Raw genomic sequence first — 15891 nt, 5'->3', positions numbered from 1 at the left:
GGTCCGCTAAGGGGCACGAACTGATCCATCTGGATTCCAGACCTTGACGAGGTGAAGCGGTGAGTGCGCGGGTGCACAGCGAGCGAGCGTTCGAGGACGCCGTCGTCGGCTCGTTGCTGAAGACGGGCTGGCTGGCTGGGCAGCCGGGTTTCTACGACGCCGAGGTCGGGCTAGATCCGCTGCACCTATTCGAGTTCCTCTCGGCTACCCAGGCCGATGCCTGGGACCGGCTAGTTGGCTTCGCTGGCGGCGACCCGGATCTGGCAAGGCGAGAGTTCGTGCGGTTCCTGGGGCGAGAGATCGACGAGCGTGGGGCGCTCGACGTGTTGCGTAACGGGGTCAAGGATCGTGGGGTGCGGGTGCGCCTGGCCTACTTCCGGCCCGCGCACATGGTCGCCGAGTCCGCTCTTGAGGACTACCGGCGCAACCGGCTCTCGGTGACCCGACAGCTCCATTTCTCGATCTCGACCCCCCGCCAGTCGCTTGACCTGGTGCTGTTTCTCAACGGAATCCCACTCGCGACCGCGGAGCTGAAGAGTTCGGCGAGCGTGGCCCGCCCGCAGACGGTAGAGGACGCCAAGCGGCAGTACCGGGCGGATCGCGATCCGAAGGAGCTGCTGTTCGCGCGGCGGACGCTGGCGCACTTCGCCGTCGATGAGGACCTGATCTTCGTCACGACCCGACTGCGGGGCGAGAGCACGGCCTTCCTGCCCTTCAATCAGGGCACGTCCGGACCTGGCAACTCTGGCGGCGCCGGCAACCCGCCCCTGCCTGCTGAGGAGAGGACCTACCGGACGGCCTACCTCTGGGAGCAGGTATGGCAGCCGGACGCGTGGATGGACCTGCTCAAGCGGTTCCTGCACGTCGAGGATCCCAAGACCTCCAAGAGCAAAGCTCGCGGCAACGGCGGCCGGGCGAGCTTGCATGACCGGCCGCTGATCTTCCCTCGGTACCACCAGTGGGACGCCGTCCTGCGGCTGACGGCGCACGCGGCCCGGTACGGGTCGGGACACAACTACCTGGTCATGCACTCGGCCGGCTCCGGCAAGTCGAACACGATCGGCTGGCTGGCGCATCGGCTGTCCACGCTGCACGGCTCGGCCGAGCCAGGCGATCTGGACGCGGAGGCGGTGGCCGCCGGTCGGGTCGAGCCAAACGCGCCGATCTTCCACAAGATTGTCGTGGTGACCGACCGGTCGGTGCTGGATCGGCAGTTGCAGGGCACTATCTACCAGTTCGACCACACACCGGGCATGGTCGAGCGGATCACCGGCTCTGGCGGGTCGAAGTCCGCCGAGGTCGCCGCCGCGCTCGCGAACACCGCCACCAAGATCGTGATCGTGACGGTCCAGACCTTCCCATATGTGCTGGAGGGTGTCAGCGGTCTCGCGCACAAGCGGATCGCGGTCATCGTCGACGAGGCGCACTCCGGCCAGTCGGGCGACTCGGTCAGCAAGCTGAAGAAGGTCCTGCGCGGGCTGGGCGCGGATGACGCCGATGCTGAGGATGGCGACCCGCTGACCTCGTCGGCGCTGGCCCGCCAGTTCCATTCCAACTTGTCATACTTCGCGTTCACCGCGACGCCCAAGCAGAAGACCCTGAACCTGTTCGGCATCCTCGACGAGGCCACGGGCGAGAAGCGGGCCTTCCACATCTACTCGATGCGCCAGGCGATAGAGGAGGGTTTCATCCTCGACGTCCTGCGCAACTACACGACCTGGAAGACTTACTGGCGGGTCGCGAAGGACGGGGCCGACAGCATCGAAGTCGACCCAGACAAGGCCAGCGCGCAGATCGCCCGGCTGGTCTACCTGAACCCGGCGACATTGTCCGCGCATGCCGAGGTGATCATCCACCACTTCGAGAAGCATGTACTGAACCGGATGGGCGGCCGGGCCAAGGGTATGGTGGTCACCCGCTCGCGGGAGGCCGCGGTGCGGATGTTCCACGCGCTGCGCAAGGCGGCCGACGACATCGACTGCCCGGCGCTGCGCGACGGGATCCTGGTGGCCTTCTCCGGCGAGCTGAAGATCGACGGCCAGAAGCTCACCGAGGCTAAGCTGAACGGCCTGCCGGAAAGCGAGCTGCCTGACGCATTCGCCTACACCCGCGCCGACGACCCCTACTCCACGGCCCGCACCGGCCAGCCAGGCGGCGCCCCGCTGCGCGCGGAGTACCGGATCCTGGTCGTGGCGGAGAAGTACCAGACGGGATTCGACCAGCCGCTGCTGACCTCGATGTATGTGGAGAAGCCGCTCGCCGATGTTGCGGCGGTGCAGACACTTTCGAGGCTGAATCGCACACATCCGCTCAAGAGCCAGGACGACCTGTTCGTCCTCGACTTCGAGAACGACGCCGACGCGATCAAGGATGCCTTCAAGCCCTACTACGAGGAGGCACGCGCCGAGCCGGCTGACCCGAACCTGCTCAACCGGGCGCAGCGGGCTGTCATGGATCATCAGGTCATTCTGGAAGCCGAACTGGTCGCGTTCGCCGAGGCCTACTTCCAGGCCCAGCCGGCTGACGCCACCACCGGCAGCGGCTCGACGGATACCGGCAGCCGAGAGTGGGACCGACGGCACGCCGCGCTCTACGCCCTCACCGACCCAGCGCGGCAGCGGTTCGAGAAGCGTGCCGACGAGGATTCGCAGGCCGCCGAGATGTTCCGCTCGGACCTCAGCGATTTCGTCCGCAAGTACGGCTTCCTCTCTCAGGTGATGCAGTGGCCCGACGAGGAACTTGAGCGGCTCTACCTGTTCGGCCGCCACCTGCTCAACCGGCTGCCCCGCCGCCGAGACGACCCCGGTATCGACATTGGCGAAATCGACCTGACCCATCTACGGCTGTTCAAGACCGGCGAGCACGACATCGTGCTGGAGCCCGACGGCCCGCAGGTGCTGCCTGGCTTCGGCGATGGCGCCGGCGGGTTCGTCAAAGATTCGGCCAAGGCTCTGCTCTCGGAGCTGATCGAGCAGTTCAACGACCGCTACGGGCTTGGCCTGTCCGACGCCGACCGGCTGATGTACGAGGAGCGGATCGTCGCCGTGGCCGACGACATGGAGTTGCAGCAGGCCGCGATCGCCAGCCGCAACGAGGGCGACTTCGAGCTGCCATTCGATAGCAAGTTCCGTGACATCATGGTCGAGCGCGCCGAGGCCGACACGAAGTTCACCGAGCGGTTCTTCTCCGACGAGGAGTTCCAGGGCCGGCTGACCCGCGAGGCTCGCCTAGCCGCTTGGAGGATGATCCGCCGTCGACATGGGCTGAACGACACTGCCTGAGCACCTCGCGCCGGAGGGATAGCGAACGAGAGCCATCGGAGGGGCCAAGCCCTGTGGCTCCTCGCAAAGTGGCTAAACGTGGCCGTACTGTGGTCTCGTGTTGCTGTCGGCGGTGACGGCTGTACGGGGAGGGACGCTCGTTGCCTGCGGAGCCTCGGCGGATCGCCAAGCGGTACGAGCTGTCGTCACTGCTGGGCAGCGGCGGCATGGGCAACGTCTGGCGGGCATACGACACCGTCCTCGACCGCGTCGTCGCCATCAAGCAGATCCGTGCCGATGCCTACCTGCCGGCCGATAGGCGGAAAGAACTTGTCGACCGGTTCCGGCGCGAGGTGCGGGTCACCGCCAGGATCGAACATCCGGGCGTTCCGGCCATCTACGACGCCGTCATCCCCAAGGCTTCTGACGCGGCAGAGGACGGCCAAAGCCTTGACCGGCTCTACGTCGTCATGCAGTTCGTCGACGGCGTTGCGCTGTCCGACCTCCTTGCCCAGCAAGGCGCGTTACCGATCGAAACCGCGGTCGCCATCGCCGCCCAGGTCTGCACGGTGCTCTCCTACGCGCACGCCGTCCCGATCATCCACCGCGACCTCAAGCCCAGCAACCTCATGATCGACCAGGAGGGCTACGTCAAGGTCCTGGACTTCGGCGTAGCGGCCGTCCTCGGCAACAAAGTCACGCAGCTCACCGAGACCGGCAGCCTCGTCGGCAGCCGCGACTACATGTCCCCCGAGCAGTTCTACGGAGTCGGCGTCAGCCCACGCAGCGACCTCTATGCCCTCGGCTGCGTCCTTCACGAGATGCTCGCTGGCGCCAAGGCGTTCTCCGGAACGAAGGATATGGCGCTTCGCCACGTGCATGACGAGCCGCCCGCGCTGCGTACTCTCCGCGCCGACATACCCGCAACGCTGGAACGCCTGGTCCTCGACCTGCTGGCCAAGTCCCCCGACCAGCGTCCGCCGTCCGTCTTAGCTGTCTTCGACCGCCTGGCGCCGCTGCTACCAGGGCGGCAACCGCAGGTCGTTCCGCCACATCCGCTCACCGTCGTCCCGGACCCGACCAGGCCCTACCGAGCGCCTCTCGCGCCCCGCCAGGAGTACGAGCGGCGGCCGGGGAGTTCTCGGGCAACCGCAGGAGTGTCCCCCTCTCGGTACCAGGCAGGGCCGGCCGACGTGGAGCCGATTCCATCCGACCAGACAGCCCGAGACGTATCGGCGCCTGTAGCCGCCGATGACAACTGGGAGCAAGCCGAACAGCACGCCATCGCGCTTCTCGACGACGGCCAACTCACCCGCGCCGTCAACGAACTCGACGCCATCTACACCGCAGCCTCACGACGGGTCGGCGCTGATCATCTGACCGTGCTAAGACTACGCGAGACACTGGCTGCGGCACTGTTCCTCACCCAGAACTACGGCCGGGCTCTACCACTCTTGAGGGGTCTCATTGAGGCCGCCACGGCTCGTACGGGCCTGATCAGTGAGGCGCTGGAATGGCGTCGTCAGGCGGCCGTCTGTCAGGCCGAGCTCGGCGACATGGACGCGGCCCTGGCCGCCTACCGCGATCTCCTCGCCGATGCTCGCAAGGTCTTGGGCGATCATTCCGACGAGGCGCTCGGAATCCGGCAGGAGGTCGCCGTCCTGCTCATCGCCCTCAACCGGATGCCAGACGCCGCCGCAGAACTCAGCAATCTGGAGCGGGACCTGCTTACCCTGCGCGGCCCTCACGACCATGTCCTAGGGGAGGTCCGCCAGCTGCTGACCCGGCTCCGCATCGCAAGCCAAGGGCCGACCTGAGCGAAGCGCGTCAAGTCAGCGTGCTCGACCATACCTCGTCGCGGTACCCGAGCCAGACTGCACCGCGCAGCGTCCAATCCGCCGCATAGTGCACTGATGCCCAGTCTGGTTGTTGGCCGCGAAACGCTGGGACGGAAGTTGTCGGTGGGAGCCTCTACGGTGACAGCGTGAGCCTCACCTCCGTCCTCGTCGAGGACGACCACGCTGTCACCCGGTGGCTCCGGACACGACTCCCGCACCCGGCCGCGGCGAGGAAGAGCTTCGTGGACCGGCTGGCGGTGCGCCGGGTGAGGCGTCCTGTCGCCACGGGACGCGCGGGGTTTCGGTGGGACTTGCTGGGGACGGCAGTTGATCATCGTATTCGTTGCGCGTTCGTCGAACCGCAGGTTCCGGGTGCCGTGATGCGGGGGGCCGGGATGGTCGCCAGCTCGGGTCGTGATCACGAGCGGGTGTTGGCACCGGCGTTCCTGGAACTGTTCCTGGACTTTCTGCGCCGTGAGCGGCCACAGCTTCGCGGAGCGGGTTGGGTTCTTAGACCACCAGCGGAGGAGCGGTTGTGTCGGCTCTGCTACGTGGCAGCGAACTTCGAACGGGTTTTCAGGGACGGTGCAGTCGGACCAGGTTCATTGCTTCGGGACACTGACGAGCAGACCGGTCTTGAGGGCCTGCTGCTCCTGGTGCCGGAGTACGCGGTTCTTGACCTACAGGTGCAGCTTCGGTTGGCGGAGCATGCCCTCGGGGGGCTGCGGGAAGCCACGGCGGAGTCGTCTTGCCGTGCTGGCCCTACGTTCGCAGGCGGGCAGGATGTAGGGGGCGCGGACGCCGACCTCCTCGTCGGCCGGACGTTGCTGGAGGTCAAGTCCGTGTCGCGGCCCGACCTCCTTCGCGACAGGATGATCTGGCAGCTGGCGGGATACGTGCTGTTGGACTACGACGACGAGTACCGCATCGACGAAGTCGGCTTTTACATGTCCCGTATCGGCTGGCTGCACACCTGGCCGGTGGCCGAGTTCTTCCGGCTGCTGGGGTGTCGAATACCACTGCCGCGGGCCAGAACTGAATTCGCCTCCGTCGCTCGGTCGGATGCGGCCCGCTGATCGACTGAGCAGTGGTGGATCACGTGTCGGCATTGAAGTGCGTCAGCCAAAAACTCAGAAGTAATGGATCGGGGGGACGGAGATGTCTATATCGGTAGAGCCTGCGGGCAGCCTCCTGGACCGGCGGGCGAGAATCACTTCGGCCGCGCTGCGCGCGGCCTATGCCTGGTCGGTCCGCGAGCACGAGCGGCGGGCGTTCGAGGAGATCTGCCGTATGGTCGGCGTTCTGATGTTCGAGCTCGGTCCTGGAGCCGGGCCCGCCACGCCCATGGATTTGGTGCGCCGTCTTCGTGAGCCGCTGAGCGGATTGCTGCCCCCGTTGCCGCAAGAGGTGCGAGGACCGTACGGGTCGGCCGTCGACAGTGTCATTCTGCTCGGTGCTGGCGACGTGCTCGCGGACGCGGCGTTCGAGATCGGGTCCGACTACGTCCGTGACGTGGTGACGAGCCTGGACCCGGGGCGCGACTGGTTGCCGTCGTGGTCGTGGATGCGGGCCGACGACGTCGAGCACGCAACGTTCGAGAACTTGCGGTCGTCGGAGAGCGCTGCGGAGTACCAGGTGAGCCGGCGGTTCGTCGTCGAGCATCCCGCTGGCGACGAGAAGGAGCTGGCCGAAGAAGCGAACAGGCTCGGTGCCCGGCGGGTGGCTCGCTACGTCGCGGTTTCCGATCGGCAGACGTATGCGACCGGTGGTGAGCGGTGGTGGTGGCCCTGCCCGACGTGCGCCTGGCCGATGGACGTCGAGGGCGAGTTGCTGCGGTGCCGTTACCGGTTCCACCGCGCGACCTTCCAGATCGTCGACCGCGGCCGTGCCGGACCCAAACTGATCGCGGTCGCGTCCACTGGTGAAAAGTCGCCGGTACGTGGCGTACCTGATCGGCGGGATCGACGTGGCGCCGTCCAGGTCGAGGAAGCGGTATGGCGGTTCATCGTTGTCCCGGGCGCGAGCGAGCTGCGGCTGTGGCGCGTGCTCGACCGAGCCGGGGCCCGCGTCGAGCTCTACCCGCGGTTCGACCGGTACGACCTCGACGTGACCGCAGCCGGCCGGCGGTGGGACGTCGACGTCAAGGAGCACGCAACGGTGGAGGGGCTGCTGCGCCACGTCCGGGACAACCCACCCGCTGCCCGCTACCTCGTGCTCCCGGACTCCCATCGCGGTCAGGTCCATGCGGTGCGGGACGCGTTGACGGACTACACGGTCATGACCGAGAGCGAGTTGGTGACTGACGTGAAGAAGGCATTGCGGCGCGAGAAGCGGACCGCGCGGTGAACGCGGCGGACAGGGACCTGGACAAGCGCGTCCTTCTGCTCCTGCGCGCGGCGATAGGGCTGGCCGCTGTGCACTTCCCGCTGTCGGCGGAGGCGGGCATCCTGCTGGTCCGTGACCGCGACGTCGCGTTCCTCCTCGACGGCCACGTCGATGTCTGGCCTGCCTGGCGCACCCTGGACCCTGAGGACACGCAGCAGGTCGTCCGTCTGTTGCGGCTGCGCCGGGCTGAATACGCTGACGGCGAGTGGGTGCGCCGGAGCCTGCGCACGGCCTTGGACGGTGCAGCCCTGCCGGGATGCAGATTGGCAGACGATAGCGACGGCGGTCTGACGATCAGCTGCTCGCCGGGAATGCCACCGCGGGATTACGTTGAGGAAGCCCTCGCAGCGCTGGAGCGGACCAGCTCGGTCGGACGGGGCCTCACCCCCGAGGCTGCGGCCGGCGCTCACCACAGCACTGTGCGTGTCTCGGCTGGGCCGGGCTCGCATGTGCAGGTCGTCGAACAGCGTTACCTGCTTCCCTCCTATCCAGGTCCCAGAGCGGAGCCACCGCTGCTGGAGTCGTCGCCGCCGGTCGACGACCTCCGTGTGCCGGCCTCCGAACTGGTGGACCTCGCCGGCAAGCTCGACGCCGCGCACGGCGACACCTCCGGCTACCGCGCCCGTTCCGTGAGCAGGCTCTGCCAGCGGCTGCGGACTCGCGACGGCATCGTGTCCCTCGACGGCCTGCTCACGCTGGCGGCCGGCGATGTCCGGATCCTCAACGCGCCCACCGGCATCGGCAAGAGCGTGCTGATGGAAGTGCTCGCGTGCTGGGCGGCCCTTCAGGGGGTTGTCATCACCGTCGTCGTTCCGACGAACAGCGACGTACTGAAGCTGACCCACGCGATCGAAAGCGACCTCACAGCGCTCGGTATCGAGGCCGCGGCGACCGCCCTGATGTCTCCGTCGGCGACCTTCGACACGATGAGAAAGGTCGTGCGGGCCAAACCTGCCTGGGACCCGACCGGCGAGTGGACCGTTGACCGGCTCGGATATGGCTGTGCCCTGGCCGCCGCCGCGGAGACCGAATCGTCGGTCGACGCCTGGTCGCCTGGGAACGAACCCTGCACCACCCTGCAACCCGTCGAGGGCAAACCAGGCAAGCGGCATGCCTGCCCGTTCCGAGCGAGCTGCGGGAAGTTCCGACTCGCCAGAGCGGCCCTCGACGCGTCGGTCATCGTCACCAGTCACGCGAACCTGCACAGCGGGCGTCTGCACCTGACAGTGCGGGACGAGCGCGGCGTGACCGACCGGACGACCATCGAAGAGCTGGTGTTCCGCCGTAGCCAGCTCGTCGTGATCGATGAGATCGACGCCTTCCAGAACGACGTCCTACAACAGGCCGCGCGCGGCCTGCTGCTCGACCGGCGGGGCAGCGTAAACACCCTGCTGTACGAACTCGAAGCCGAGTACGTCGCCGCGGCGGGCCGCCTCAACCGCGAGGTCGAGTCGAGCGTACGAGACATGGTGCACCACTCGAAGTTCCTGGCCTCCACCTACACCGCCGCTCTGTCCCATGGCCTCATCAGTTCGGAGGGCACCCCATCCCGGTCCCGTCAGGGCAGGTACTGGCTGGTGCCCCGGCGTTGGGACGGCGCGCTGACGGCCCAGCTGTTCGGCCTCGCGGACAACGAACCGCTCGACAGCCAGAAACTCACCGCCTTCAGGTCCCTCTTCCCCGGCGGGGATCCTCCGGAGCCCGGCGAGCCCGGCGAGTTCACCGCGATCCGCCGGATCCTCGCCACCGTCACCGAGGTTGGTAGCGGCGCGAAGAGCCTTCAGACCAGTCGCGACCAGCTCGACGAGCTCCTCGCCGTGCGCATCCCCGACGACCGGCGCCGCGCGATGGCGATCAACCGGCTGGTGCAACGCGCCATCCTCGAACGGTTGCGTCAACACCTGCGCGGCTTCGTCTACGACGTGCCGCACCTGGCCGCCGCCGGCGTACCTGCCGCACGTGAGATCGCCGAGACCTTCGGGCCCTACAGCCGATGGCGTGCGCTGCCTAACGGTCCGATGGGACGGCTGCTGTTCGCGTTCAGTCACCACCACGACCCCAGCGGGAAGCAGCCCACCCGGCTCAACGCCGCAGCATTCGGGGGCGACCCCCACCTCTACACCACGACCCTCGGCGACATAACCGCGCTGTGCCGTGCCGGTGTCCGGCGAGCTGTGCTCGGACTATCAGCTACGGCCTACTTCCCTGGGGCCCCGCACCACCACGTGCACCTGGAGCCGCATTGGTGGGTTCGCGACGAGGACACCGCGGCCGTCACGATCCGCCCCGCGTACGTGCACGACCACAGCGGCGAGCAGCGCAGACTGGTGCGAGTTTCCGGCACCGAAGGAACCCGCCGCGACGACGCGCTGCGCCGCCTCGCCGCGCTCCTGTGGCAACTCCGCCTGCGCGCCGAGCTCGAACGACTCAAGCAGGAAGATCCAGATCGCTGCCGCATCCTGTTGGTCACCACCTCCTACCAGGGCGCCCGCGCCGTCGTCGAGGGACTGGTGAAGGCCGGCGCCGACCCCCAAAGCCTCTGCCTGGCGGTACGCCCGCATGCCGCCCACGACATTGGCGACACCGACGAAGACGAGGCACCACGCACGGGCTGGCGGGAACTGGCCGCAGATCGACTCGAAGAGTTCCCGAACGACCCCGGCGCCCACGTCCTCGTCGCGCCGCTGGCCCGCGTCCAACGCGGAGTCAACATCATCGGCGCCGGTGACAAGTCCGCACTCGGTTCGATCTGGCTACTCGTTCGACCGGTCCCGGTCATCGACGAGCCGGCTGAACTCGTCGCGCACGTCAACGCCCACCCTCTTGCCGCCGACGCCAACGACAGTCTCCTCCAGGACCTACCCGCGCTGCGGCCCGCCGACGTCCTCGAATCCCGAAAGCAAGCGGCCGGCTACTACTTCGAGCAGATCGTCACCAGCCAGCCCTACTTCCGGACCATGCCCAAGAGCGTCCAGCTGTCGGTCACCGCCGAGACCATGAACGGCATCGTCCAGCTCGTCGGCCGGGCCCGCCGCGGCGGAACCCCTGCGACCATCCACCTTGCCGACGGCGCCATGCTCGACCCTGCCGCCGGCCCGACCTTCGGCGCTTTGATCCGCCAGCTCCGCGACCACTGGGAGCAAACCGGGCAGCTTCCCCGCATGCACGATCTGTACGGAGCCACCCTCGAAGCGTTCTTCCGCTACGCCGACACCGAAGCCAAACTTCTCGCCCCCTGACGTAGGGACAGCTCATGCTCACAACGCTGGGTTATCGGATACCCGCGGCGCACGTCGACCGAGTCCTCGGTCACGTCGCCGTCTACCCGTGGGACGCTTCTTTCACCGAGGCATGGCAACGGCTCCCAAAACGTCGTCCTCGCAAGGGTGCGAAGCCGGCCAGCCCACCCTACCGACAGCTGCTCACCGGCCTTACCGCCGTACACAACCGGCCTGTACGCGTCGTCGAGGAATGGAAGCTCGCCCAGAAAGACAAAGACAACGGCATCAAAGGGATGATCGTCAGCGCCGAGCCGATCGACCCCTTCCACCTGACCACCTGTGTCAGGACTTTCGAACGGCTACTCCGTAACGGCGAAGACCGCAACTCCCTCTCTCCGCTCCTACCGACGGCCGACACGAGTCGTAGGTTCCGCGACCACCTCGCCGTCGCGGACTCAGGAACGGCCAGCGCGCCCGGTTGGCTGTTCGACTGCGCGACGTGGGCTGTCATGGCCGCCCTCACCGCAAAGCCGTTCAGCCTAGAAGACGAAGGCCCTCGCCTGCCGTTGCGTATGGACACCGACGGTTCCCTACTCGCCTGGAACGATGTCCTGGCCAACGAGTGGGACGAGAGACCGGGCTATGCCATGCTCCGCATCACCGCCGAGATCATCACGCTCCCTGGGATCCCCGACCTCGCCATCACCTTCGACGCCCACCGGTCGAGGATCAACGACCAGTGGCGCGGTGCGAAGTACGCCTGGATCGACCGCGACAATCCCCACCTCCCGCTGCTGCGCGTACCTGTCCGCAACGTCCCGCCCCCCGAGGAAGGCGGTTCCTGGACGACGCAAGTCGCCAACCACGCCACCGCGATCACCGAAGCCTGTGGCATGGAAGGTCTCCGACTCGACCAGAACCTTCCCGCTACGCCCGGCCGAGTGCGGCCTCTCATACCGGCTCCTCGGATGCACCCGGTCGGCAAGGGACCCGGCGCACGCGTGATGCTGCGCCTCGCCGAGCACATCGCAGTTACCTGCCCCGAGCTAGAACCCTTGCAGTGGGAACGCGACACCCAAGCCAGAGTTCCAGAGCCCCGCCGCCAAATAATTGGGCCTGGAAAGGCTGACAAGAACACCGTCACAGTCACCCCTGCGATAATCGAGGCCGTAGCGCAAGCCTCCGGACATCGGAGATTCCGGATACTGTGCCTCTACGCCACCTCTGAGGCCCGCGAGCGCATGGCCACCCAGCTACGAATGGTCTCCGACACGGCTGCGCCCGCGCTGGACGACACGACAGCCGAAGTCAACAGCGCACTTGCCGTCTCGTTTCATCGCGTCCCCGACCTCCTCCGGCACGGGGCTCACGACCGAGGCCAGCTGCTCCAGCGGCTGGAGAAGACGATCGACCACGAGACCGGAACGCTGCTGGCCTGGCTTGAGACCGAGTACGACCCGCGGACAGGCAGCCCGACGGACGACGCGAAAAACCCGCTTCGCCGGCACCTCGCACGCCTCGGCATCACGACTCAGTTCCTCGCCACGCTCCCCGAAACCAAGAATGAGGACGGCGAGACGACCGGAAAGAAGCCTCGACGACGGACCCGCAGACGGCGAGACAGCGCCAGTGACGCGCAGGCGGACCATCCCGCGCGCAGCGCCGCGGCAGACCTCCTACTACGCGCCGCGGGGGTCCTCCATCCAGAGATGACCGCGGGAATCCTACAAGACCAGCTCGACCGGATCGGATTTAGCTCGGTTCACCTGGTCGGCTTGCACTACCGCCTACAACAGTCCGGCATCGAAGGCGTACCTCCCAGGCTCGTCAGGACGGCCGCCGCGGTGCGTGCATATGCCGATCCCGGGTTGCCGTGGACTGTGACGATGTGGAGTGAGAGCGCAGCAGCCTGGATCAGCTATCCACACGCCATAGCAGACTTCCACGCCAACCCGATCGGCTCCGCAGACTACGGACGCTACGGCGATAAGGCCCTAAATACACGTATCTACACCGAATCCTGCCTCGACGCCCTGCCGCCCGGACCCGTAATAATCATGGTAGACGCCGTCGCGACCCGAACTATCTGGCCTGGACTCCAAAATCACCGCTTCGGCATCGACGCACTTCCGGGCGTAAACATTTCAGCACAGCGGGAGGTTGCCGTCGTGCGCTGCAACACCAGCAGCGAGGTCCCACGGCCCGTACACCGCCAAGGAGGAAAACAGCCACACGACCCCAGGCAACCCGCCGCTCCCGACCGATTCGTCTACCACCATGCCGAAAGCCGTCTGTGGCTACTGCCAAAATCCTCGCGCACGTACCGCGCTAAGGGAGGACGCCTTGGAGCACAGTACACTCCTTGGACCTTGCCCGACGAACTCCAGCATCTCATCCAAGACGACTGGCACTCGTATACCGGAACCGAAATAGCCATTCCACAAAAAGGTCCATGGGATGAGCGCGAACTGGTAACCCTCACCGCTCGCCTATGCGACCACACCGTGATATGGGACGATCGAACACTCGCACCTATCCCACTGCACCTCGCAAGCAAAGCCGACCAGACGCATCCAGAATACCGAACGGACGAAAACGACGAAAGCCTCTGACTTGGCCGAGCGACAAGATCCAAAAAATCTCAAGTACGGCGATCCACGGACCCATTACGGAGACTTCCCCGCCTGCGGCGAGATCGTGGCCAGCACCGCGGCCTCGCTCGACAGCGTCCGGTAGGGCAGTAGCACGACGCTGGCCGCGCAGGCGAGCCCCGCGACGAGCAGCGCGGTCCTGACATCGGTCAGCGCGGCGAGCCCGCCGCCGGCGAGGACGAACAGGGGCTGCACCGTCTTGGAACTGATTCCCCAGGTGGTCCGTACGCGGGCCATGTAGGCGTCGGCGGTGACCTCCATCCGGTACGTGGCGAACACCGGGTTGAACACTCCTGCGCACGTCAGCATGGCCGTATCTGCGGCCACGATGATCACTAGTCCGGCTGGGCCGTGGGATGCGAGCGGGTACAGCAGCAGCCAGGGCGCGCGCAGCGCGCCGGCGGCGAGCAGCACGCGCCGCTGCCCGAACCTGCGCACCAGTACCGGCGCGAGGCGGGAGCCGGCGATCCCGCCGAGGCACGGCAGGCCCAGGGCCAGCCCGTAGGCGGACGCGGATAGCCGGAGATCGTCGAGGATGAGGACGGCGAGCAGCGGAATGGTCATGATCACCGGGCCGCCGAACAGCATCGCGTTGAGGAACAGGGGCCGCAGCCCGGGATGGGCGAAGATGTAGCGCCATCCCTGTCGGATGCCGGAGTGGGCGGAGCGCTCGGGCGGTGGCGGCTCGGGTGCGTGGATGCGCCGCACGCCGACGGCGGAGCCGAGGTAGGACGCGGCGTCGACGGCCATCGTCGCGGTGGCCCCGAGGCCGCCGATCAGCAGCCCGCCGGCCGGCGGCCCGGCTGTATCTGAGATCCAGTCGGCGGTCTCGAACCAGCTGTTCGTCGCCAGACGTCCCGCCGGATCGGTCATCGCTTTCAGGTGCGCCCCGCTGGCGGCGCCGAAGGCGATCGACGCGGTCGTGCAGATGGCCCCGACCGCGACCAGTTGCGGGTAGGTGAGGAGACCCAGCGCGGCAGCAGCCGGCACGCTGGCGAGCGCGGCGAACCGCACCAGATCCGCCGCGATCATGACGGGTCGTTTGTGCCGATGTTCGATGCCGGCACCGAGCGGCAGCAGGACCGCCGCGGCGGTGAGCCCGGCCAGGCCGGACAGCAACGACACCTCGAACGCGGAGGCGCGCAGGATGAGGACCGCGACGATCGGCAGCGCGCCGGACCCGATGCCGCTGCCCGCCGCACTCACGGCGTATGCGAAAAGCAGATTTTGGCGATCTCGGTCCCGCACCGGCGCACGGTACCACTCACAATGTTCCCGCCAGGTCGAAGCCGCCGGTGCCCAATGCGCAGAATTCTTGAGATCAGTGGTCGCCCGGAAGGCCAAAGGGCGCCGGCCGGGCGGGCGCCGCTGTCCCGGTGGCCGCGGTGCAAACCACCACGCCAGCGAATGAGGCAGTTGGTCTGACGGCTGGTGCGGCGCGCGAAGATGTCGACCAGGTTCGGAACGTCGTCGCTGGTCAGGGCCACTCTGGGACGCGAACGGAATGTTCTGCGTCCGGGGAATGTGTGACCCGCTCCGATCAGGCAGGGTAACCCGCGACCGACGATCTCGATCTGAAGTAGGGGAGCTTGCCACGTGGATGCGGTTCAGGATGAGACGGCGGGCGTCCTCGACGAGGAGCAAGCGGACGTACTGCGCGCGCGGCTGGTCGACGGGCTGCTTTCGGGTGGGTGGATTAGGACGGCTCAGGTGGAGGCGGCGTTCCGGGCTGTGCCACGGCACCTGTTTGCGCCTGAGGCGTCGTTGGAGGCGGCGTACGCCGACGATGTCGTGCGGACGAAGTTCGACGCCGACGGGAAGGCGATCAGTTCGGTATCCGCGCCGTGGTTGCAGGCGACGATGATCGAGCAGGCACGGTTGGCGGCCGGGATGCGCTGCCTCGAAGTCGGCTCGGGCGGATACAACTCGGCTCTTCTCGCCAAGATCGTCGGTCCGGCGGGCGAGGTGACCACGGTCGACATCGACCCGGACATCACCGACCGAGCCGCCCGCTTCCTCGCCGCGACGGGCTACGACCGGGTCCGGGTCCTGACCCGCGATGGCTGGCACGGCGCGGCCGAGCACGCCCCGTTCGACGCGATCATCGTCACAGCGCAGGCTGTCGACCTCCCACCGGCGTGGGTCGACCAGCTGGTCGACGGCGGCCGGCTCGTCGTCCCGCTACGGCTGCGCGGCCTCGGCCGCGGGGTCGCGTTCGAGCGGCACGGCGACCGGCTGATCAGCCGCGAGACGCAGATGTGTGGCTTCGTGCGCATGCGCGGGGCTGGCGCGAGCCCGATGGTGCGCCTCGCATTGCGCGGCGACGAGATCACCCTACGGTTCGACGGCAACTACCCGGCCAAACCCGAGCTGTTCGACGGCATCCTCGACAGCTCTCGCGTCGATACTTGGACCGGGGTGCGGCTCCCGCCGATGACCTCGTTCGCCACGCTCAAACTGTGGCTCGCGACCGTGTTCGACGGCTACTGCCAGATCGACGTGGCAAAGGACGCGGCGACGGAGTCCCTCTCGCCCG

8 protein-coding genes are annotated in these 15891 nt (G+C 67.3%); 7 read left to right on the top strand and 1 reads right to left on the bottom strand.

Annotated elements, in window-relative coordinates; all coding sequences use genetic code 11:
- Nucleotides 1–59 precede the first annotated feature (59 nt).
- The 6 genes from AC08OP_RS02030 to AC08OP_RS02005 all read left to right on the top strand — a co-directional run bounded on the left by AC08OP_RS02030 (nt 60) and on the right by AC08OP_RS02005 (nt 13316).
- Nucleotides 60–3281, top strand: a complete 3222-nt coding sequence (locus AC08OP_RS02030; RefSeq protein WP_476612645.1) for a type I restriction endonuclease subunit R — start codon at nt 60–62, stop codon at nt 3279–3281.
- A 140-nt stretch (nt 3282–3421) separates the two neighbouring features.
- Complete coding sequence (locus AC08OP_RS02025) at nt 3422–5077, top strand: serine/threonine-protein kinase (RefSeq protein WP_476612644.1); 1656 nt, start codon at nt 3422–3424, stop codon at nt 5075–5077.
- Nucleotides 5078–5244: 167 nt separating this feature from the next.
- Nucleotides 5245–6174, top strand: coding sequence for a hypothetical protein (locus tag AC08OP_RS02020; RefSeq protein WP_476612643.1), 930 nt, complete (start codon nt 5245–5247; stop codon nt 6172–6174).
- 82 nt (nt 6175–6256) lie between these two features.
- Nucleotides 6257–7444 (top strand): restriction endonuclease-related protein, encoded by a 1188-nt coding sequence (locus AC08OP_RS02015; RefSeq protein WP_476612642.1) that lies wholly within the window; start codon nt 6257–6259, stop codon nt 7442–7444.
- Nucleotides 7441–10722: a hypothetical protein gene (locus AC08OP_RS02010; protein WP_476612641.1), complete on the top strand. Its 3282-nt coding sequence runs from the start codon at nt 7441–7443 to the stop codon at nt 10720–10722. The genes AC08OP_RS02015 and AC08OP_RS02010 overlap by 4 nt, the downstream gene beginning before the upstream one ends.
- 14 nt (nt 10723–10736) lie before the next feature.
- A complete protein-coding gene (locus AC08OP_RS02005; RefSeq protein WP_476612640.1) occupies nt 10737–13316 on the top strand; it encodes an RNaseH domain-containing protein in 2580 nt (859 codons plus the stop codon).
- A gap of 54 nt (nt 13317–13370) precedes the next feature.
- Here the strand turns inward: AC08OP_RS02005 and AC08OP_RS02000 are convergent, their stop codons facing one another.
- Nucleotides 13371–14603 (bottom strand): MFS transporter, encoded by a 1233-nt coding sequence (locus AC08OP_RS02000; protein WP_476612639.1) that lies wholly within the window; start codon nt 14601–14603, stop codon nt 13371–13373.
- 348 nt (nt 14604–14951) lie between these two features.
- Here AC08OP_RS02000 and fxlM point away from each other — a divergent pair.
- The coding region (gene fxlM / locus AC08OP_RS01995; protein WP_476612638.1) for a methyltransferase, FxLD system at nt 14952–15891 on the top strand (940 nt) is incomplete at its 3' end.

This window comes from Frankia sp. CeRuru1, assembly GCF_977966315.1.
This window is presented reverse-complemented; position numbering and strand designations above follow the sequence as displayed.